The organism is uncultured Granulicatella sp., from assembly GCF_963516875.1.
Classification (GTDB): domain Bacteria; phylum Bacillota; class Bacilli; order Lactobacillales; family Aerococcaceae; genus Granulicatella.
This window is the reverse complement of sequence record NZ_CAUQCL010000010.1, coordinates 43,352-64,976: the sequence shown is the minus strand read 5'-3', so window position 1 is coordinate 64,976 and position 21,625 is coordinate 43,352. Positions and strand designations below refer to the sequence as shown.

Sequence of the window (21,625 nt, the reverse complement as noted above, 5' to 3'; positions counted from 1 at the left end):
AAAAAGAGACGACTTAAGTCGTCTCAAAAAAGTCTAACTTTTTGGGGTCACTACAGCGAAGCTGCTGCCGTCCTTTACTACAGTACGAAAGTCTAGTTTGCTCTCTATACAGCTTTTCTTGTTAGTTTTGCTAAAAACATTTCTTTTCGTGTTGGATTTAATACAATTAAGTTTACTAAGAATAAGCCTACTAACCAAGCTAATGCTACACCAATTGTTTCAAAGCTTAATTCAAAACTCTCTTTTGTAAAGAAGTCTAAATAAACTCCCATAAATGTATAATGAGTAATTTTTGAAATATTCTCATTTAATCCAGAGAACAATGGTAAGAATGAAATTGCCATCATAGGAACTAAACCATTCACTTGCGCTTGAGATTGAGTATTAGAAAGTGAAGCAATTAATAAGTTTAATAAAACAATACATAGCCCTACAACAATTGCTACTACAAAATATTCTCCTGAATGTTTTCCAAAGTCTGCATTTACAATCATTGGAAAACTTACAATTGTTACAAGCCCAACAATGACTGGGTAAAATAGTGCAGATAATAAATATTCTCCATTTCTAACACCGCTAAGTAATAAAGATTTCAAGTTTTTCTTTTCCTTATCTTCTGCAATTGTTAAAGAAGTTAAACTTCCTAGTGAAACTGAGAATGCTAATGATAAACACATGAATACCATGTACGAAGAATGTAGTCCATCTGCATTCATAAATTGGTTGTATAACACTAACAATCCATACGGTAATAAAATAGTTGCTAATAAAACGCTGTTACTTAATAATACTTGTGTGCGTAGCCAAATTAAGGCAGTTAATCGTTTAATCATTTAATTTCTCTCCTGTCAATTGAATAAATATTTCTTCTAACGTTGGTTCACATGAGTGAATCGCAACGACTTGTGCTAAATCTGTTCGTCCTAATTCTTCAAATGTAATTTCTGTTTGTGTTTCATCTACGAATGTTAATTGAACTTTTTTCTCGTGATTATATTTTTGAATAATCGAAGCAGGTGTTCCATATTCAATTAAATGTCCTCGATTCAATAAACTTAGACGGTCACATAATAATGTTGCTTCGTTCATATCGTGAGTTGTTAGGAAAATTGTTGTTCCTGCTTCTTTTAGTTCTAATAATAATTCATGGATTTTCTTTGAAGTGGTTGGATCTAATCCACTTGTTGGCTCATCTAAGAATAATACTTGTGGCTTATTAATTAAAGCTCTTGCTAGAAACATTCTTTGTTTCATTCCTGTTGATAGTTTTTCTGCTGCTAAGTTTTTACTCTCATATAAATCAACTTGTTTTAACACTTCATCTACTCGTGCATTTGGTTTTCCATATAATTTTGCATAAGCTTGTAAATTTTTATATAGGCTTAGTTTTTCATAAAATCCACTTGTATCACTCACTAATCCGATTTGTTCTAAATCTGCTGGAGTTAACTTCTCGGATACTTTTCCTAACAATTCTGTTTGCCCGCTATCAGCATTTAATTGTCCTGTTAAAATTTTAATCATTGTTGTTTTCCCTGAACCAGATGGCCCTAAGAATCCGAAAATTTCTCCTTTCTTCACTTCAAAAGAAATTTCTTCTAAAGCTACCTTTTGTCCAAATTTTTTTGTTACATTTTTTACTACAATCATGTTTATCCCCTCTTTACTGATTTCCTAACTGATGAATTCATTATAAAAAATTTTTCTTTGTTACAGTAGTGTCTTGAGTCACTATGTACCATGACTTTCGTCACGATTCTTCATGACTTTTTGCATCTTATAATGGCTGTAATCCTAATAAAGCTACAATGATACAAATAATGAAGAACACGCCTCCTAAAATACTTGAGAATGCTACTTTAAATGTTCCTTTTGCCGTACGATTTTCTTGTACATATTGAACAATTTGCTTACGATACATTCCTAATAAAATTACGGAAACAACTGCTGCAATAGACATAATCGTTAAACTAATCGTTTCTGCTTGTGCTTCTCCAACCATACTTGTCATGAAAGTTCCTAAAATCAAATTAAAACCAAAGTTATTCAAAATATGGAAGAAAACAGCCCATCCAAAACTATATTCAATTGCGATATACGCTAACATAATTCCTACTAAGAAAGCGAACACTCCTTGAACAAAATTCATATGGAAAAATCCAAATACAATGGCTGAAAAAATAATACTAAATACTTTACCATATTTTTGTAATCGATAAGCAATTCCTCCACGCATCACTAATTCTTCAACTAGCGGTCCCATAAATGCTGCATATAAGAAATACATGATTGAATGATGTCCAACAGTTGCCAACTCAACTTCTTTTTTAGCACTGAAACCAATCACATTCAAAGCTACTTCAAAAACATTCGCTACTTGATTAAAGACAAATTGGCATCCTAATAATAAAACAATAATGATAGCTACTTGTTTAAAACTCAACTTTTGTTGATGCGTTTTAACAGTTGGTAGAAAGGCAATCTTTTGCTTTTTATAAAATACTAAAATTGCAATTGCTGAACCAAAAATATTTCCCGCATCTGTAATATTTTGAACCAGCTCTTCCGTTACAAAATCTAATGGCAGGAGCCTTAATACTTCCGCTACAACTGAAAACCCAACAACAACTCCAAGGAAAATTCCTAAATAGATTAACAATTGTTTAAAGATTTGCGTAATACTCTCCTTTAATTCCTGTTTCTGATTCACCAAGTTCTGTTCTTGAAATTCTGTTTGATATTGATTTGTCATTTGATATTCCTCATTTCTTTTATCTCTTACTGATGAATTCATTATAGGAAAAATTTCTTCTTCTCAGTAGTGCCTAGAGTCACTACCTACCATGACTTTCGTCATGACTTCTCATGCAAATCGTCACGACAAAAAAGCATACCGAAATCGGTATGCCTTTCCTATGATCTATTTAACTTTCTACCATAATGCGCCTCGATACGATAATACAATTATACTACAGTAAGAAAGTCTAGTTCGCTCTCTACACAGCTTTTCTTGCTAGTTTCGCTAAGAACATTTCTTTTCGTATTGGATTTAATACAATTAAGTTTACTAAGAATAAGCCTACTAACCAAGCTAATGCTACACCAATTGTTTCAAAACTTAATTCGAAACTTTCTTTAGTAAAGAAGTCTACATAAACTCCCATAAATGTATAATGAGCAATTTTTGAAGCAGTCTCACTTAATCCAGAGAACAATGGTAAGAATGAAATAGCCATCATAGGTACTAAACCATTCACTTGCGCTTGTGATTGAGTATTAGAAAGAGAGGCAATCAATAAGTTTAATAAAACAATACATAGTCCCACAACAATCGCTACTACATAATATTCACCTGAATGTTTTCCAAAGTCAGCATCTACAATCATTGGAAAACTTACAATTGTTACAAGCCCAACAACGACTGGATAAAATAGTGCAGATAATAAATACTCACCATTTCTAACACCACTGAGTAATAAAGATTTTAAGTTTTTCTTTTCCTTATCTTCTGCAATTGTTAAAGAAGTTAAACTTCCTAGAGAAACTGAGAATGCTAATGATAAACACATGAATACCATATATGAAGCATGTTGTCCATCCGCATTCATAAATTGGTTATATAACACTAACAATCCATACGGTAATAAAATCGTTGCTAATAAAGTGGTGTTACTTAATAATACTTGTGTGCGTAGCCAAACTAAGGCAGTTAATCGTTTAATCATTTAATTTCTCTCCTGTCAATTGAATAAATATTTCTTCTAACGTTGGTTCACATGAGTGAATCGCAACGACTTGTGCTAAATCTGTTCGTCCTAATTCTTCAAATGTAATTTCTGTTTGTGTTTCATCTACGAATGTTAATTGAACTTTTTTCTCGTGATTATATTTTTGAATAATCGAAGCAGGTGTTCCATATTCAATTAAATGTCCTCTATTTAGTAAACTTAGACGGTCACATAATAATGTTGCTTCGTTCATATCGTGTGTTGTTAGGAAAATCGTTGTTCCTGCTTCTTTTAGTTCTAATAATAATTCATGGATTTTCTTAGAAGTAGTTGGATCTAATCCGCTTGTTGGCTCATCTAAGAATAATACTCGTGGCTTATTAATTAAAGCTCTTGCTAGAAACATTCGTTGTTTCATCCCTGTTGATAGTTTTTCGGCTGCTAAGTTTTTACTCTCATATAAATCAACTTGTTTTAACACTTCATCTACTCGTGCATTTGGTTTTCCATATAATTTTGCATAAGCTTGTAAATTTTTATATAGGCTTAGTTTTTCATAAAATCCACTTGTATCACTCACTAATCCGATTTGTTCTAAATCTGCTGGAGTTAACTTCTCGGATACTTTTCCTAACAATTCTGTTTGCCCGCTATCAGCATTTAATTGTCCTGTTAAAATTTTAATCATTGTTGTTTTCCCTGAACCAGATGGCCCTAAGAATCCGAAAATTTCTCCTTTCTTCACTTCAAAAGAAATTTCTTCTAAAGCTACCTTTTGTCCAAATTTTTTTGTTACATTTTTTACTACAATCATGTTTATCCCCTCTTTACTGATTTCCTAACTGATGAATTTATTATAGAAAAAAATTCTTTTTTTCAGTAGTGCCTTAAGTCACTACATACCATGACTTTCGTCACGACTTCTCGTGCAAATCGTCACGATAAAAAAGCATACCGAAATCGGTATGCCTTCTCTATTATCTATTAAACTTTTTACCACAATATGCCTCTATACGACATTATAACCAATAGAGCATACAGTAATTCAAACCCTATAAAGAGTTTTTTTCATTTTTACACACATCGCTACATATTCACGAATAAAAGCTGATGGAATATAATAACTCGCAGTGGAGCAACCTAAGCCATCCCCCTACATTCCAATTTGACGTGCATAGGTGCTCGTACGAAACACATGATAGTCATTTGTTACAAATAAAAATCGTGGATTTTCAATCAATTGCTCTCCTAGTTCTTTAGAGAACAGTAAATTTTCATAAGTGGTTGTAGATTTTTCTTCTAATATAATAGCTTCTTTTGGCACATCTGTATGTTCCCCTAAATAGTTATACATCGCTTATGCTTCAGATATTTTTTCATCACTACCTTTTCCACCACTGGCAATAAGTCGAATATGAGGATTTTTTGATTGATGAAATGCTTGAACAGCTTTATCAATTCTTCTTTTCAATAAAGGATTGACCCCTTCCCCATTTAACAAACCGGCACCATGAATAATTATAAAATCATAATGCTGTTTCTTCGGCAACCATAAATAGACATAGGAGTACATCATAAATCCTACAAACGCAAAGCCAAAAATAATATAAGAATAAATAATGAACATGACTAGAATATTGATCCAATGGTTATGAAACAAAAATTCATTCGTTACAAGTACTGCTCGAATCCACATCAAAACAAAGAAAAATAAAATCACAATTCCCATAATCGGAGATAATAGATTTGCTTTAGAAAAATCTTCTTTTTTTAACAAAATAACGCCATTAACGATTAAAAATAAACCACTCAAAAGAATAAGAACGGGAATGAGTAAAATTCCTGCAATCATCACTAAATGTGCATTTTCATTTCCAAAACTAAAAAATAGATTTGCAACGGATAAATAGAGGAAAAATACATCAATCACTAATAAAGATGGATTCCATAAACTGCGATTATCTTTCCACATAGAAAAAAGTAAGGCAATTAATACGAAAATCGTAACCCCATATAAAAACATACTAGCCTACCTTCTTACTCTGCTAAAATTTTTTCAAAATCAAATACTTCACCTTTTTGTTTATCACTTAAAACCAAAGCAATCACTATCCCTACGAATGCTGGAACAATCCATCCTAACGATAAAGTAGAAAACGGTAATTGGTTCATCACAGTAGATAATGCCGATAATTTTAGGGTATCTCCTAATACTGTTAATACGGATACTAAAACTGTTAATCCAACTGTTAACTGCATTCCAACTTTAGAAAGTGGAACAAATTTATTTAAAATGATAAGTACAACGATAATAATTGTAATTGGATATAAAATTAGTAATACCGGTAATGAAACCTTAATAACAGTATTTAATCCTAAATTAGAAATTCCAAAGCCAATTAATGAGAAAACTGTTGCATATACTTTGTAAGAATATTTAGGGAATAACTCTTCAAAAAACTCTCCAGTTGAAACAATTAATCCAACCGTTGTTGTAAAGCACGTTAAAATAACCATTGCTCCTAAAAACACTTGTCCAAATACTCCGAAAATATCTTTTGAAGCGGCTGCCAAAATATAAGATCCTTTATTCACTGCTTTATCTGCTAATACATCTGCTGGCACTGTAAAATGATTTCCTAAATTTGCTAATCCTAAATATAACACACTAAATCCTACAGCAGTCACTAAACCTACACCGATAATCGTTTTTGTAAATTCTTCTTTTGAAGAAAAATGGAATTTTTTCAATGTATTCACTGCTACTACGCAGAAAGCAACAGAAGCTAGGGCATCTAATGTATTGTATCCTTCAATAAATCCATTCCCAAATGATCCACCATTTTGATAAGCGGTTGCTGCTTCCATTGGTGCTACTCCTGCATATTTAATTGCTCCTAATAATACTAAAACTAAAATTAATCCTGCAAATAATGGCGTTAAAATTTTCCCGATACTATTTAAAATCGTTGAGCGATGAATCGCAATCCAATACGCAGCAGCAAAATATAAAACGGTATAAATCAACAATGATACTGTACCTGAAATTCCCATTGAAGCTAAAGCTGACTCAAATGGCTGAATACTAATCGAATACGAAACAGTCGCTGTTCTTGGAATCGCAAAAAATGGTCCAATCGACAAATATAAAACAGCTAAAAATGCTACTGCAAATACTTTATGAACTTTACTTTCTAATTCATGTTTAAAACTTCCGTTACTCGTTGCGCCTACAATTAATGTAATAATTGGAATACCGACACCTGATAAAATAAATCCTGCAATCGCTGGCCAGAAATACTCACCAGAAAATAATCCTAATGAAGGCGGAAAGATTAAATTCCCTGCTCCAAAAAAGAAACCAAACAATAGTAAACCTGTTAAAAAGCCTTTTTTCATCTTACATTCTCCTGTTCTTTCTCATATATACGAAAGAGTACGTTGTAAAGCAACGTACTCTCCCTACAATAACTGTGTTCTCTATTGATTATGAAACAAATGAACCATTTGGCATTTCTTGAGGAGCTAAAACTACTTGTAATACTCCATCTTTTTCTGCAGATAAGATCATTCCTTGACTAATTTGACCTCTCATCTTACGTGGTTTTAAGTTTGCGACAATCACTACTTTTTTACCAATAAACTCTTCTGGATTTGGATACCATTGAGCGATACCTGATAGAATTTGACGATGTCCGCCAACATCTCCTGCATCTAAACGGAATTGTAATAATTTATCTGCACCTTCCACTGGTTTACAGTCAATGACTTCTGCGACTTTTAATTCCAATTTATCAAAATCATCATATTTGATGGCTTCTTTTTCAGTTGTTAATTCCACTTCTTCTGGGTTCCATTCGGTCGCTACTTCTTCTTTAACCGTTCCACCCATTTTACCTTGAATATAAGCAACTTCTTCGTCCATATCTAAACGTGGGAAAATTGGTTGTCCTTTCTCAACAACTGTTGTACCTGCTGGAATTACTCCAAATGTATGAAGCGAAGGATAGTCACGTAAAGCTTCGTCTTGAATTCCTAATTGTGCTAAGATTTCTCCTGGCGTTTGTGTTAAGAATGGTTGTAAAGCCACCGCAATAATACGTAAGCTTTCTGCTAAATAACTCATCGTACGAGCTAATTCTTCTTGACGAGCATCATCTTTTACAGCTGCCCATGGAGTTGTTTCATCAATATATTTATTTGTACGAGAAACAAATTTCCAAATCGCTGATAATGCAACTGAGAATTGCATTTCTTCCATCGCTGCTTCTACTTCTTCAATCATCACTTTTGAAGCTTCTACTAATTCATAATCAAAGCTTGAAACTGGTGCTGAATAAGCTGGAATTGTTCCATCGAAATACTTATTAATCATCGCTACTGTACGGTTTAATAAGTTTCCTAAGTCATTTGCTAAGTCATAATTAATGCGTTCTACAAATGATTCTGGAGTGAAAATACCATCTGAACCAAATGGAACTTCACGTAATAAATAGTAACGTAAAGCATCTAAACCATAACGTTCAATTAATGTATTAGGGTCGACAACATTCCCTTTAGATTTAGACATTTTACCGTCTTTCATTAATAACCAACCATGGGCAAAAATTTTCTTCGGTAATGGTAAATCTAATGCCATTAACATAATTGGCCAATAAATTGTATGGAAACGAACGATTTCTTTTCCGATAAAATGTACATCTGCTGGCCAATAACGATTGAATAACGTCTCGTCATCACTTCCATAGCCTAAAGCTGTAATATAGTTTGATAGAGCATCAATCCATACATAAATGACATGTTTTGGATCATTTGGTACTGGAATTCCCCAGTCAAATGATGTACGAGAAACGGCTAAATCTTCCAAACCTGGTTTAATGAAGTTATTAATCATTTCATTTTTACGAGATTCTGGTTGAATGAATTCTGGATGTTCTTCATAGTATTGTAATAGGCGATCTGCATATTTACTCATTCTGAAGAAATAAGATTCTTCCTTCACTAATTGGACTTCATGACCACTTGGAGCCACTCCCCCAATCATTTTTCCATCTGCATCACGATAGACTTCGACTAATTGAGATTCTGTAAAGTATTCTTCATCACTAACAGAATACCAACCTTCATATTCACCTAAATAAATATCGCCATTATCCATTAATTTTTGGAAAATTTTCTGTACAGATTTTTTATGACGAGGTTGAGTCGTACGAATAAAATCATTGTACGAAACATCTAGTTTTTTCCATAAATCTTGAATACCGAAAATAATATTATCGACAAATTCAATCTCACTTACCCCTGCTTCTTGGGCTTTTTGTTGAATTTTTTGTCCATGTTCATCTGTTCCTGTTAAAAAGTATGCATCGTAGCCTTGTAATTTTTTATAGCGAATCATCGCATCACTAGCTACGGTTGTATATGCATGCCCGATATGTAATTGTCCACTTGGATAATAAATCGGTGTTGTTAAATAAAAAGTTTTCTTATCTTCCGCCATTTGGCAGTATCCTCCTTGAATCTAAAAGATAGTGTTATTTTACCATAACGATTATCAGAATTAAACTACTAACTTTCCTACAACAATGCTTTCATCAAATACTTATCGTGTAGAAAATGCCCAAAATCTTTGTCCGATATAATTAAACCCAACAAATAAAACCATTCCAACGAATAACGCAGCATTTCCTTGTATATTTGTAGTAACACCAGAAAGCAGCCATGCAACAAATGGTTTCGCTAATCCATAGGCAAGAACATAACAAACGGAAACATTCACGATAAATTTCCATACAGTATGCCAATCATGCCCTTTTTGCTGGAAAGTATATCGCTTATTCAACAAATAACTCACGATGCTTCCCACCATGTAATTCAACGCACTTGAAATCCAATAACTCCACGCTAATATATTAAAGCAAAAAAACATAATCGCTGTTCCGACAAGTGTATTAACAACTCCTACTAACATAAATTTTAGAAAAGTTGCATCAAAAAATGATGATATAATTCTTCTCATAACTTTTCCTCCCTATAAAAAAGAGGAGCGCAACGCACTCCCACTTTCTAACTTTTTACAAATTACAAAGGATTATAATTCGTCCTCTTCTTCATAATCGCTATCTAACTCGTCATCACTAATAATAGATAAATCTTCATCCGCACTAACTTCTTCATCTAAGTCTTCGTCAGCACCTAATTCACTTAAATCAGAACGATATGCATCTAATTCTGTTTCTTCTTCATCATCTACATCATCGTCTAAGTCGATAACATCATCATCTTCTTCATCTTCTAACAAGCCATCTTCATCTTCTGGATCATCATCATTGTAATCGATAAGATCTTCTTCAGTTCCAAAGGCATTAACTTTTTTACGTTTTTTACGACGTTTTTTCAAGTCTTCATCATCCATTGATGAAACAATTTCTTCATCGATTGAATCGATTGGATACCATGAACGTAAGCCCCAACGATTTTCTCCAAGTGAAATGAAGCTACCATCAATATTTAAATCTGTATAAAAACGAGCCATACGTGCTTCTAATTGCTCATCGCTTAACTCCATATATGATTGAACTTCTACTAATAATTGATTAAAGTCCATTACTTCTTGTTTTACTTCCAAGATAGCATGTGCTACTTCAACCATTGATAATTCGTTTTTGTTGATTCCATCCAGTGCTTTTAATTCCAAAGGATACACTTCCTTTCCACATATTCCTTAACAGTATAGCATACAAAAGCTATAATACGCTACTATTGCACAATGTTTTCTTTAAGAATTTCCATATTTACTGTAAATTCTCCTAAATTTTCTCCTTGTTGAGATAATTGGTATTCAAAAGAAATTTGTTTCCAGTCCAATGAAACCTCTACATTCTTCGTTTTAATCTCAAATAAAATTTCTTGTCCTTGAGCCAATTGATAACGACCCTTTGTTTTCTTTTGATGTTGAAATATTAATTGACTAGCTACTTCGCCTTTTCGGAATAATTGAATTTCTTCACCAGATACAAGTAAATCCACTTTTGTCTGTGTTTCTTTTTCTTGATACGACAATGCTAATTGTTCGTTTTCAACTTTCCATTCAATGGATTCAATCGGTGCTTCTAATTCCGTTTGTAAGGTTTCTCCAGCTTGAATAATTTTTGTATGAACTCGAATCATTTTGACACCTCCATTCATTCTTTATGAAAAAGAGAGAAGGAGTGAATAAAAGTCGGAAATTCCGTTTTCTATTCACCCCCAGTGGTTATTTAACTGAACGCATCATAGGAACTCCCCTTCTACTGCGCTTCAGTTCTCTCAGTTATTAATATTTTGCTAATTCTTCTTGTAATAATTGGTTTACAATTCCAGGATTTGCTTTTCCTTTTGTTTGTTTCATAATTTGACCTACTAAGAAGCCAACTGCACGATCTTTACCATTTTTGAAGTCTTCAATAGACTGTGCGTTATTAGCTAACACATCTTGAATAATTGGTAATAATTGTGATGGATCACTTAATTGAATCATACCATGTTTTTCAACAACTTGACGAGCAGTTCCGCCTTCTTCAGCTAATAATAAGAATACTTTCTTCGCTAATTTAGAGCTGATTGTTCCGTCTCCAATTAGTTGAATCATTTCTGCTAAACTTTGTGGTGTTAATAATAGATCTCGTAATTCTAATTTTTTACTATTTAAGTGAGCAGAAATATCTCCCATTAACCAGTTAGAAGCTAATTTTGGATCACTACCTGCTGCAACTGTTTCATCAAAGAAATCAGACATTTCTTTTGATAAAGTTAAGACCATTGCATCATATTCTGGTAATCCAAACTCACGAACATAACGTTCACGACGAATAGTTGGCATTTCAGGAATCGATTGACGAACTTCTTCTACCCATTCATCTGAAATTTCTAAGTTTGGTAAGTCTGGTTCTGGGAAGTAACGGTAGTCACTTGACCCTTCTTTCACACGCATTAAAATTGTTTGACCATTTGATTCATCAAAACGTCTTGTTTCTTGACCGATAACGCCACCACTACGTAATACTTGAGCTTGACGTACTTCTTCATATGCTAAACCTTTACGTACATTATTGAATGAGTTTAAGTTCTTCAACTCTGTTTTTGTACCGAATTTTTCTTGACCATAAGGACGTAAAGAAATATTCGCATCACAACGCATTGAGCCTTCTTCCATTTTCACATCCGATACGCCTGTAAACATAATAATTTGACGTAATGCTTCTAAATAAGCATATGCTTCTTCAGGAGAACGCATATCCGCTTCAGATACAATCTCAATTAATGGTGTTCCTTGACGATTTAAATCTACATATGAGAATCCATCCGTTCCGTGAGTATTTTTACCAGCATCTTCTTCTAAGTGAACACGCTCGATACGGATACGTTTTGTTTTTCCTTCTACTTCAATATCAATCCATCCATCATGACCGATTGGATAATCAAATTGAGAAATTTGATACGCTTTTGGATTATCAGGGTAGAAATAGTTTTTACGGTCAAATTTTGTATGTTGTGAAATTTCACAGTTTAAGGCTAATGCAGCACGCATTCCAAATTCAATCGCACGTTTATTAATAACTGGAAGTACCCCTGGATAACCCCAGTCAATCACTGTTGTATTTGTATTTGGCTCTGCTCCAAAATGAGCTGGTGAAGGAGAGAAGATTTTTGAATCTGTTTTTAACTCTACGTGAACTTCTAGCCCAATAATTGTTTCAAAATTCATCTTATGTTCCTCCTTATACGTTTGCTTGTTTTAAGTAATAGTCATTTGCTTGTTCAAATGCAAATGCTGCTTGATAAATGGTTTGTTCTTGGAAGTAATTTCCGATTAATTGAATACCAATTGGTAACCCTTCGCTAGAGAATCCAGCAGGTACAGAAATTGCTGGAAGTCCTGCTAAGTTTACAGGAACGGTTAATAAGTCCGCCATATACATTTCAATTGGATCATCATTTCTTTCTCCAATTCCATATGCAGTAGAAGTCGTTACAGGTCCTAAAATTAAATCATAGTTTGCAAAGACATTGGCAAAATCTTGTTTAATTAATGTACGAACTTGTCCTGCTTTCTTGAAGTAAGCATCATAGTAACCAGAACTTAATGAGAATGTTCCTAACATAATACGACGTTTTACTTCCATACCGAATCCTTCTGTACGGCTCATGATGTATAAATCTTCTAATGTTTTCGCTTCAGCTGAACGGTGTCCATAACGAATACCGTCAAAACGTTGTAAGTTAGAAGATGCTTCTGAAGAAGCAATAATATAATAGGCAGGAATACCGTATTTAGAATGAGGTAAGCTCACTTCTTCTACAGTTGCTCCTAACGCACGATATTGTTCAGCGGCTTTTAAGACTGCTTTACGAATTTCAGGATCAATTCCATCTCCTAAATATTCTACTGGTAAAGCAATTTTTAATCCTTTAATATTTCCATTAATTTGTTGGTAATAATTTGGAACAGGTACATTTACACTTGTAGAATCACGGTGATCATATCCACTAATTGCTTCTAATACTAATGCATTATCTTTAACCGTACGAGTTAATGGTCCAATTTGGTCTAAGCTTGATGCAAAGGCAATTAGTCCATAACGAGATACACGACCATAAGTTGGTTTCATTCCAACAATCCCTGTAAAACTTGCAGGTTGACGAATCGAACCACCTGTATCAGAACCTAAAGTTGCTAATACTTCCCCAGCTGCAACAGCTGCTGCAGAACCCCCTGAAGATCCTCCAGGAACTTTTGTTAAATCCCAAGGGTTTCTAGTTTTCTTGAAATAAGAATTTTCTGTCGAACCACCCATGGCAAATTCATCCATGTTTAATTTTCCGACATTAACAGCTCCTGTTTTTTTCAATAAGTCCATTACATGCGCATCATAAATTGGATTGAAATCTTCCAACATACGACTTGCAGCTGTTGTGATTAAATCACGAGTTACAATATTATCTTTAATTCCGATTGGTAAACCTTGAAGAGAAAGAGCTGAATCATAACCTTTTTCATCAGCAGCTTTCGCTTGAGCCATTGCTTCTTCTTCATTTAACGCTAAGAAAGCTCCAACTTTATCATCTACTGCTTGAATTTTTTCAAATGTTGCACTTGTTAATTCTTGAGAAGTAAATTTCTTTTGAACTAAACCTTCATGCAAGCTTACTAATGTTTGATTTTCTAATAAACTCATGCGTCTTACTCCTCTCCTTCACCCATAATTGCAGGTACTTGGATAAATCCATCTTCGCTTGTTTTTACATTTCTCATTAATAAATCACGATCAGTTCCTTTTACTGGCACATCTTCACGTAAAACATTCACTAATGAATAACCATGAGTTGTAACTTCTACTCCTGTTGTATCCACTTCTTTTAATTGTTCTACCATATCGATGATATCACTCATTTGCTCTGTGAAATGTAAAATTTCATGATCTGCAAATGATAATTTCGCCAATTTTGCAACGTGACGTACTTCTGATTCTTCAATTGCCATGACTGTTCCTCACTTTCTACTTTTCTTTCTATTCTATTGTAAAAGCCACATACCTTTTATGTCAATCTTTAATCAAAAACGTGATACGTAAATATACCTTGAGTAGTATCTTGTAGTAAGAATGCTTCCATTCCATTAATCGATGAGATACGAACTTCTACCGGTGTTGTTTTTGGTAAAAATTTATTCGCAACATCTGTGACATGTTGTGCTAAAGCAATAATTTCTGATTCTCCATAAAATTGAGTCATAATATTGACCACCATTTTTTTAGCAGCATTTTCTTGATAATAAACTTTTGCCGTAACTCCTGATAAATTCGGGAAAAAATTTTGAACTTCCGTTCTAAAGTTTTCAAAAGCTGATGATTCTTCCGTTGGATTTCCATCCACTAATGGTAATACTACTACTTTTTGATTCATATTAGTCCAGTTTGTAATTTCAGTTCCTTCTACTGAAGTTGCTTCTAAAATATAAACTCCTCCACCAATATCATCCTTTGGAGCTTGTTTAAAAATTCCAAAAACAATCGGAACGGTCTTCAAAGCATCATTTTGTCGTAAACGAGTTAAAACTGTATTGGCTATCGATTTTGCTTGTTTCAACATGGCATCATTAGAAATCTGTTGTTCAGCATCTTTATCTCCAGCCGTATAATAATCGACTGTATTCATCGCAAGACCGATACTAATACCACCTAATTCATAATTGTTTTCCGTTTGAATCATGAAATCTTGTTCTAAAATTTGTGCCAAATAATACGGATTTCTCTTACTAGCATCTGTTTCACCATTATCTTCTGGATTTAATCCATCTGGATTTTTCTCAGATTTACGAGCGACCCATTGATTCGTAGTCGTAGAATCAATAACTTGTCCTTCTCTAAAGAAATATTGATTCGTTGGAAAAACTGCACGTGATAATTCAATTAATCCTGATTCAAAATTTCTTAAGTTAAAGCCCGTATTTAAACTTAATGTTGCTCCACGAGTTTTACTTACTTGATATTTTCCATTTGTGATCAACGCTCTATAATATTGATTTGAAAGTTGGTTCGTTGTTGGTTGAGCCACTTTTGCACGTGAAGATTCTGATTCAACATTTTTCTGCGTTGCTTGATTAATATTCGCACACCCTGCTAATAACATCGCTGTTACACTAGCAAAAGTGATGATTTTCTTCTTCATAGGTCTTCCTTTCCTTCAATCATTGTTCTAAATTGTTCTTCATCCCATACTAAAATTCCTAGAGATTCTGCTTTGGTTAATTTACTTCCTGCTTGAGCACCTGCAATGACAAGGTCTGTTTTTTTAGAAACGGAACCTGTCACTTTTCCACCTAAAGATTCAATCGCTTCTTTGGCTTCTTGTCTTGTCATTTGCTCTAACGTTCCTGTTAATACAACTGTCTTTCCAGCTAAAAGTGAGTCTTCTGAATGAGCTGATTTAGCTTTACCTAAATAAGTCATATTAACTCCTGCTGTTTTTAGTTCTTCTAACATTTCTTGAACAGTTTCTTGGTTAAAATAAGCAAGAACGCTATGTGCAATGACTTCTCCTAGCCCTTCAATGGCAACCAATTCTTCCGCAGTCGATTTTTGAAGGTTCTCCATTGTTTCAAAATGCATTGCTAAATCTTTTGCTGCCTTTGAACCGACATTTCGAATACCTAGACCTGTTAATAACCGCTCTAACGAGTTTTGTTTACTCGTTTCAATCGCATGTAAGATTTTCTGTGCAGATTTTTCTTGAATTTTATCGAGTGTTAATAATTGTTCCATTGTTAAATGATATAAATCTGCTACATCATGGACTAATCCACTTTCAAATAATTGATGAATGATTCTTGTTCCTACTCCAGACATATTCATCGCATCTCGAGATACAAAATGAGTTAATCCTTCTTTTAAAAGAGCAGGACATTTTGGATTCATACATCTTAATGCCACCTCTTCTTCTAAATGCACGAGAGGATTCGAGCAAGAAGGACAGTCTTTAGGAAATTCATACGGTGCTAACCCTTCTGGACGTTTGTCTAACAGCACTCGAGTCACTTCTGGAATAATATCGCCCGCTTTATGAACAACGACGGTATCTCCAATTCGAATATCTCTTTCTCGAATTAAATCCACATTATGTAAGCTAGCACGTTTTACCGTAGTTCCAGCAAGAAATACCGCATCCATTACGGCAGTTGGTGTCACTACTCCCGTACGTCCTACTGTCCATTCAATATCTCTAACAATGGTTTGTGCTTCTTCTGCAGGAAATTTATAAGCAATTGCCCATTTTGGAGCTTTTACGGTAAATCCTATTTCTTCTTGCGCTTTAAAGTCATTGACCTTTATCACAATTCCATCAATTTCATATGGAAGGTTATTTCTTTCCACTGTCATTTTTTCAATAAATGCCCATACTTCATCAATCGAATGGCACAACGCTCTTTCTTGATTCGTGACAAAGCCTAATGCTTGCATTTTTTCTAGTAATTCCATTTGAGAAGCCACTTCTAAAGCTTCTACACTAGGACTTTGATAGAGAAATACGGCTAAATTTCGACTAGCTGCCACTTTAGAATCTAATTGTCTTAAACTTCCTGCAGCTGCATTTCTAGGATTGGCAAATACTTCTAAACCTTCTTCTTCCCTTGATTGATTCAATTGTTGGAATGATTTTTTCGGCATATAACATTCCCCACGAACTTCAATCGACCATGGTTGTTCTAGTGAAAGAGGAACAGATTTAACCGTTCTAATATTATGCGTAATATCTTCCCCTATTACACCATCTCCACGTGTTGCTCCTAGAACTAATTGCCCTTCTTGGTATGTTAGTGCTACAGATAAACCATCAATTTTCAATTCGCACACATAGTCAATCGTGCGGTTTGTTAATTTTTTAATTCGATCATCAAATGCTTGTAAATCTTCTTTTGAAAATGCATTTGACAAACTCAACATAGGATTTTGATGGGTTACTTTTTCAAAACTGTCTAGCACAACTCCACCAACACGTTGCGTTGGAGAATCTGGAGTAATCAATTGTGGATACTCCGATTCTAATCGTACTAGTTCATGATACGCTTCATCATACTCATGATCCGTAACGGTTGGACAATCTTGAACATAATATTCATGACTCCAACGATTCAATTGTTCTCTTAATTGTTGGATTTTTTGTTCTACTGAAGTATCCATTTACGACTCCTCTATTCTTTCAATTGGGGCAAAACTTGCTAATAAGCGTTTAATACCCATTCCTGCAAAAGCAACATCAATTTCTTGATTCGTACCTTCACCTGTTACTTTAACGACTGTTCCAACATTCCATTTCTTATGCATGACTTTGTCGCCCACTTTCCAGGCAGCTCCATCACTAACAGTAACTGTCTGTTTACGTACCGGTTGAATACTAGAAGGCTGAACTGCTTTTGGTTGATAAGCAGTTGCCTGAGATTTCACTCTATATTTGTCAAATAATGAACCCGAAGACGAAGTTTTCGAAACAAATGAGGAAGACTCTCTAGTTGTATGTCCATAGGATTGCTGTTGTTTAGAATCAAATAATTCTTCTCCAATTTCTAAAATGAATCTTGATGGACGATTGGATTGTGTACGTCCATATAACAATCTGGAGTATGCATTTGTTAAATATAACTTTTGTTCTGCACGAGTAATTCCTACATACGCTAGACGACGTTCTTCTTCCACATCGTCGTCACTCTCCATTATACTTCTTAAACTTGGGAAAATCCCTTCTTCTAATCCGATAATAAATACAACTGGAAACTCTAGCCCTTTAGCAGCATGAAGGGTCATCAATGTCACCATACGACCATCCCCATCATCGCTATCCACATCAGAAACTAAAGATAAATCTGTTAAAAATTGTAATAATGGAGATTCTTCAGACTCTTCTTCTAAACGATCTTGTTCGAATTGTTTTGCCACCGAGATAAACTCTTGAATATTTTCAATTCTCGCATCAGCTTCCATTGTATGTTGTTGTTCTAGAGAAGTAAGATACCCTGTTTTTTCAATCACTTGTTCTACAAATTCACTAATGGATAGAAACTCTTGCATTTTTCTTAATTCTTCAATCGTTGTTGCAAATTTTTCTAAAGCCTTTGCTGCTTTCCCAGATAAAGGCGATAATGTTGTTTGCAAACTTGCTTCTAATAATGAGAATTGATATACCTCAGCAAAATCTGACAACTTCGCTAAAGAAGTAGCCCCTATTCCTCGTTTTGGACTATTAACAATTCTTCTAAAACTTAAATCATCTTGAGAATTGACAATTAAACGTAAATACGCTAGTAAATCTTTAATTTCCAGTCTTTCAAAGAATCGTTGCCCACCTACTAATCGGAATGGGATATTTGATTTTAGTAAATTTTCTTCCATGACACGAGATTGCGCATTTGTACGATATAAAATAGCAAAATCATCATAATGATAGCCATCTCTTAATAGACTTTGAATTTGTGACAATACATACCGTCCTTCATCTTGCTCCGATTGAGCACGGTAATACGTAATAGCTTGTCCCTCTTCATTTTCAGTCCATAATTTCTTCACTTTACGATTAACATTATTCTCAATGACATGATTAGCTGCTTGTAAAATCGTTTTTGTTGAACGATAATTTTGTTCTAATAAAACAACTTTTGCGTTTTGATAATCTTTTTCAAACTCTAAAATATTGCTCATGTCAGCACCACGCCAACCATAAATACTTTGGTCTGCATCCCCAACGACACAAATATTTTTGAACTTCTTCGCTAACATCGTTACTAATCGATATTGAGCATGGTTTGTATCTTGATACTCATCCACATGGATATATTGGAATTTTTGTTGATAATACTGCAATGTTTCCGGATGTTTTTGGAATAATTGCACCGTCAACATAATTAAATCATCAAAATCTAGCGTCATACTTTTGGCTAATTCTTTTTGATATTCACGGTAGCATTTTGCAATAATTTGTTCCACATATCCCGTATATTTCTTATTAAATTCTTCCACATCTTCTAAATCATTTTTAGCTTGGCTAATTCGATTTAAAATCATGCGACAATCATATTTTTCACTATCAATATCTAATTTCTTTAAAATTCGTTTCATTGCCGTTTGTTGTTCACTCGGGTCACAAATTGTAAAAGATCGTTGATAGCCTAGTAATTCGATATCCCTTCTTAAAATACGCACACACATCGAGTGGAAAGTAGATACCCACATATCTTCTGCTTGCGGGCCAACTAATTGACTCACCCGCTCTTTCATTTCACGTGCTGCTTTATTTGTAAAGGTAATCGCTAAAATATTCCAAGGATGAACCTCTTCTTCTGCTAAAATATACGCCATACGGTGCGTTAATACTCTCGTTTTCCCACTACCAGCACCTGCCATAATCAACAATGGGCCTTGAGTATGTTGAACCGCCTCTTTTTGACGTTCATTCATTCCTTCTAGTAATTTCGCTGAAATACTCACAAAGTCATCCTTTCTATTGTTACATTCTAATCGTGTAATCCACTTAATTCTAATTCATTGACTAAATCCACACTTGAAGCACCTGTTAATCGAATCACTCCGACTGCTTCTTGGAGGTTTCCACCTTTAACTTGGAAATATTCAAATTCCCAGTGTGGTTTTAAAATTGTTAAAACATGCGCCTTTTCTAGCATTTCTCGATAAATCGGAACAATTAATGCTTCTTCTACTAAACTGCATTCCAACACCCCTAATCCAGTTGATAACCGTAATAACACTTCACTAAACGAATGTGCCATCTGTTTACTACTAAATTGATGTTGAATCAATGGAATTTGATCTACCTTTGTAACATAAAAAATACCATTTTTTGCCATGACAACTTGAATTGATACTAAAGTCGATCCCGAAATAGAACGCATCATTTTTGAAGCAATCGTTCTTAATTCTCCGACCCATTCAGGATTCATCCGTTTTGATGCAATCGAATATTTTAATGTTCCATCTACATAAACATCTTCTGTAATCGGCAATATTGTAATATGATCTTCATAATCACGAAGAATGGTTAGGCTAAAATGACGTTGCGCAGGAACAAAAGCTGTCACCATACAAGATTGTTCCTCTACTAATTGAAATACATGATCATCCATATCATGGTCATAAATTATCATTTCCTTTTGTTTTTTATCGAAACGATTTGTCTCTAATACAGCAGGAAAACCAATACTTGATAGTAAACTTGGTAATTCACCAATACTTGTAATCATTCCATAAGGTGCTACATTAATTGCATGTTCTTCTAAAAATAACTTTTCAACCATACGATTTTGAGAAATTTCTGCTAATTCAAACGATTGATAATAACGAGTTTTTCCACTTAAGGCGATAATCATATCTATTTCAATTTGATTTGTTAAAACATAAATCGTATCCACTTGCATGGCAAAATCTGATAATGCATGTTTATTAGAATAACGAGCAATCACTTCTTTATCTGCTAATAAAACACTTGGTTCATCTTCTTCGCGGAAATGGTGAACACAATACCCTAAACGTTTCGCCATTAAAATAACGGATGAAATTTGAGAATCTCCACCAATAATTCCAATAATACTTCCTGGTAATAATTGACTCATGTGTTTTCTACTCCTTTACAGATTTTTCATGAAGTTGATCATATTGTGATAAATGATATGTTTCAATAACCGTAATAATTTTTTGTGCATAAGTTGGATCTGTAGCATATCCTGCTTTTTGAAGGGCATGTGCTGCTTCTTTATAATTTTTTGCTTTTAAAACAGGCTCATATAGTTTAGGATTCCAGTCCACTCCATACGTTAATAACTTAGCGTGAGCTTCCACGGATTCTGCCCAACTATTATAAACTCGAAACGGTGCCATAATCGTAATCCATTTTCCATTGACATATTCACTCGTTTCTAATTGGACACTGGGTTCTGCAGCACCAGCCTTCATGCCATATAAATTATAATAATCTTTTGACAGTCCACTTTCTCCCCAATCAGACTCTAATATAGCCTGAGCTAAACTAATACTCGGTAAAACTTTATATAATTGATATGCTTTTTGAGAAGACGGGACAAGCGTTTGAATAAATTGTTGGTGTGCGATTTCTGTAGGATCTTGTCTTGTTTCTTGAAACTGTAATGTCCCCATAATAATCACACTACAAATCGCTACGAATACTAAAACGATTCCTAACGTCAATCTCTTAACCCCTAATTTCATATGCGATTTCCATTTGATTGATTTTCGTCTTCCCACAGCAACACCACTTTCTATACATACCTCTAATTCTATCATAAACCTTAATTTTACGCTTGAATTTTCCATGTTTTTTATAAAATTAATTACATT

The 21,625-nt window shown here is 34.1% G+C and carries 18 protein-coding genes and 1 pseudogene; all 19 read right to left on the bottom strand.

Going from position 1 to position 21,625, the window contains the following annotated elements; all coding sequences use genetic code 11:
• Positions 1-104: 104 nt before the first annotated feature.
• The 19 genes and pseudogenes from RWM24_RS05405 to RWM24_RS05315 all read right to left on the bottom strand — a co-directional run bounded on the left by RWM24_RS05405 (position 105) and on the right by RWM24_RS05315 (position 21,496).
• Positions 105-833, bottom strand: a complete 729-nt coding sequence (locus tag RWM24_RS05405; RefSeq protein ID WP_314112305.1) for an ABC transporter permease — start codon at positions 831-833, stop codon at positions 105-107.
• Positions 826-1,650 (bottom strand): ABC transporter ATP-binding protein, encoded by an 825-nt coding sequence (locus RWM24_RS05400; RefSeq protein ID WP_314112304.1) that lies wholly within the window; start codon positions 1,648-1,650, stop codon positions 826-828. Before RWM24_RS05400 ends, RWM24_RS05405 begins: the two co-directional genes overlap by 8 nt.
• A gap of 127 nt (positions 1,651-1,777) precedes the next feature.
• Positions 1,778-2,752, bottom strand: a complete 975-nt coding sequence (locus RWM24_RS05395) for a CPBP family intramembrane glutamic endopeptidase (RefSeq protein WP_314112302.1) — start codon at positions 2,750-2,752, stop codon at positions 1,778-1,780.
• A 244-nt stretch (positions 2,753-2,996) separates the two neighbouring features.
• Positions 2,997-3,725 carry an ABC transporter permease gene (locus RWM24_RS05390; protein WP_314112300.1) on the bottom strand — a complete coding sequence of 243 codons (729 nt, stop codon included), beginning with the start codon at positions 3,723-3,725 and terminating at the stop codon, positions 2,997-2,999.
• Positions 3,718-4,542: an ABC transporter ATP-binding protein gene (locus tag RWM24_RS05385; RefSeq protein WP_314112299.1), complete on the bottom strand. Its 825-nt coding sequence runs from the start codon at positions 4,540-4,542 to the stop codon at positions 3,718-3,720. The genes RWM24_RS05390 and RWM24_RS05385 overlap by 8 nt, the downstream gene beginning before the upstream one ends.
• A gap of 179 nt (positions 4,543-4,721) precedes the next feature.
• Positions 4,722-5,751: pseudogene (locus RWM24_RS05380) on the bottom strand (YdcF family protein).
• A 14-nt stretch (positions 5,752-5,765) separates the two neighbouring features.
• A complete protein-coding gene (gene brnQ / locus RWM24_RS05375) occupies positions 5,766-7,127 on the bottom strand; it encodes a branched-chain amino acid transport system II carrier protein (protein WP_314112298.1) in 1,362 nt (453 codons plus the stop codon).
• An 88-nt stretch (positions 7,128-7,215) separates the two neighbouring features.
• Entirely contained in the window at positions 7,216-9,228 is a 2,013-nt protein-coding gene (metG, locus tag RWM24_RS05370) for a methionine--tRNA ligase (protein ID WP_314112296.1), read from the bottom strand.
• 102 nt (positions 9,229-9,330) lie between these two features.
• Positions 9,331-9,747: a GtrA family protein gene (locus tag RWM24_RS05365; protein WP_314112294.1), complete on the bottom strand. Its 417-nt coding sequence runs from the start codon at positions 9,745-9,747 to the stop codon at positions 9,331-9,333.
• Between the two features lie 72 nt (positions 9,748-9,819).
• The gene (gene rpoE, locus RWM24_RS05360; RefSeq protein ID WP_314112293.1) at positions 9,820-10,425 is read right to left on the bottom strand and encodes a DNA-directed RNA polymerase subunit delta; all 606 of its coding nucleotides are present in this window, start codon (positions 10,423-10,425) and stop codon (positions 9,820-9,822) included.
• A 62-nt stretch (positions 10,426-10,487) separates the two neighbouring features.
• Positions 10,488-10,898: a DUF1934 domain-containing protein gene (locus RWM24_RS05355; RefSeq protein ID WP_314112292.1), complete on the bottom strand. Its 411-nt coding sequence runs from the start codon at positions 10,896-10,898 to the stop codon at positions 10,488-10,490.
• Between the two features lie 145 nt (positions 10,899-11,043).
• Positions 11,044-12,474 carry an Asp-tRNA(Asn)/Glu-tRNA(Gln) amidotransferase subunit GatB gene (gene gatB, locus RWM24_RS05350; RefSeq protein ID WP_314112291.1) on the bottom strand — a complete coding sequence of 477 codons (1,431 nt, stop codon included), beginning with the start codon at positions 12,472-12,474 and terminating at the stop codon, positions 11,044-11,046.
• A 13-nt stretch (positions 12,475-12,487) separates the two neighbouring features.
• Positions 12,488-13,945, bottom strand: coding sequence for an Asp-tRNA(Asn)/Glu-tRNA(Gln) amidotransferase subunit GatA (gene gatA, locus RWM24_RS05345; RefSeq protein ID WP_006703630.1), 1,458 nt, complete (start codon positions 13,943-13,945; stop codon positions 12,488-12,490).
• A gap of 5 nt (positions 13,946-13,950) precedes the next feature.
• Positions 13,951-14,250 carry an Asp-tRNA(Asn)/Glu-tRNA(Gln) amidotransferase subunit GatC gene (gene gatC / locus RWM24_RS05340; protein WP_227931903.1) on the bottom strand — a complete coding sequence of 100 codons (300 nt, stop codon included), beginning with the start codon at positions 14,248-14,250 and terminating at the stop codon, positions 13,951-13,953.
• Positions 14,251-14,318: 68 nt separating this feature from the next.
• Entirely contained in the window at positions 14,319-15,437 is a 1,119-nt protein-coding gene (locus tag RWM24_RS05335; protein ID WP_314112289.1) for a CamS family sex pheromone protein, read from the bottom strand.
• On the bottom strand, positions 15,434-17,446 hold the full coding sequence (gene ligA / locus RWM24_RS05330; protein ID WP_314112287.1) for an NAD-dependent DNA ligase LigA: 2,013 nt from the start codon (positions 17,444-17,446) through the stop codon (positions 15,434-15,436). Before ligA ends, RWM24_RS05335 begins: the two co-directional genes overlap by 4 nt.
• Positions 17,447-19,744, bottom strand: a complete 2,298-nt coding sequence (gene pcrA, locus RWM24_RS05325; protein ID WP_314112285.1) for a DNA helicase PcrA — start codon at positions 19,742-19,744, stop codon at positions 17,447-17,449. It abuts the gene before it with no gap.
• A gap of 26 nt (positions 19,745-19,770) precedes the next feature.
• Positions 19,771-20,883 (bottom strand): ATP-grasp domain-containing protein, encoded by a 1,113-nt coding sequence (locus RWM24_RS05320; RefSeq protein ID WP_314112283.1) that lies wholly within the window; start codon positions 20,881-20,883, stop codon positions 19,771-19,773.
• A gap of 7 nt (positions 20,884-20,890) precedes the next feature.
• Entirely contained in the window at positions 20,891-21,496 is a 606-nt protein-coding gene (locus RWM24_RS05315) for a glycoside hydrolase family 73 protein (protein WP_314112282.1), read from the bottom strand.
• Positions 21,497-21,625: the final 129 nt, after the last annotated feature.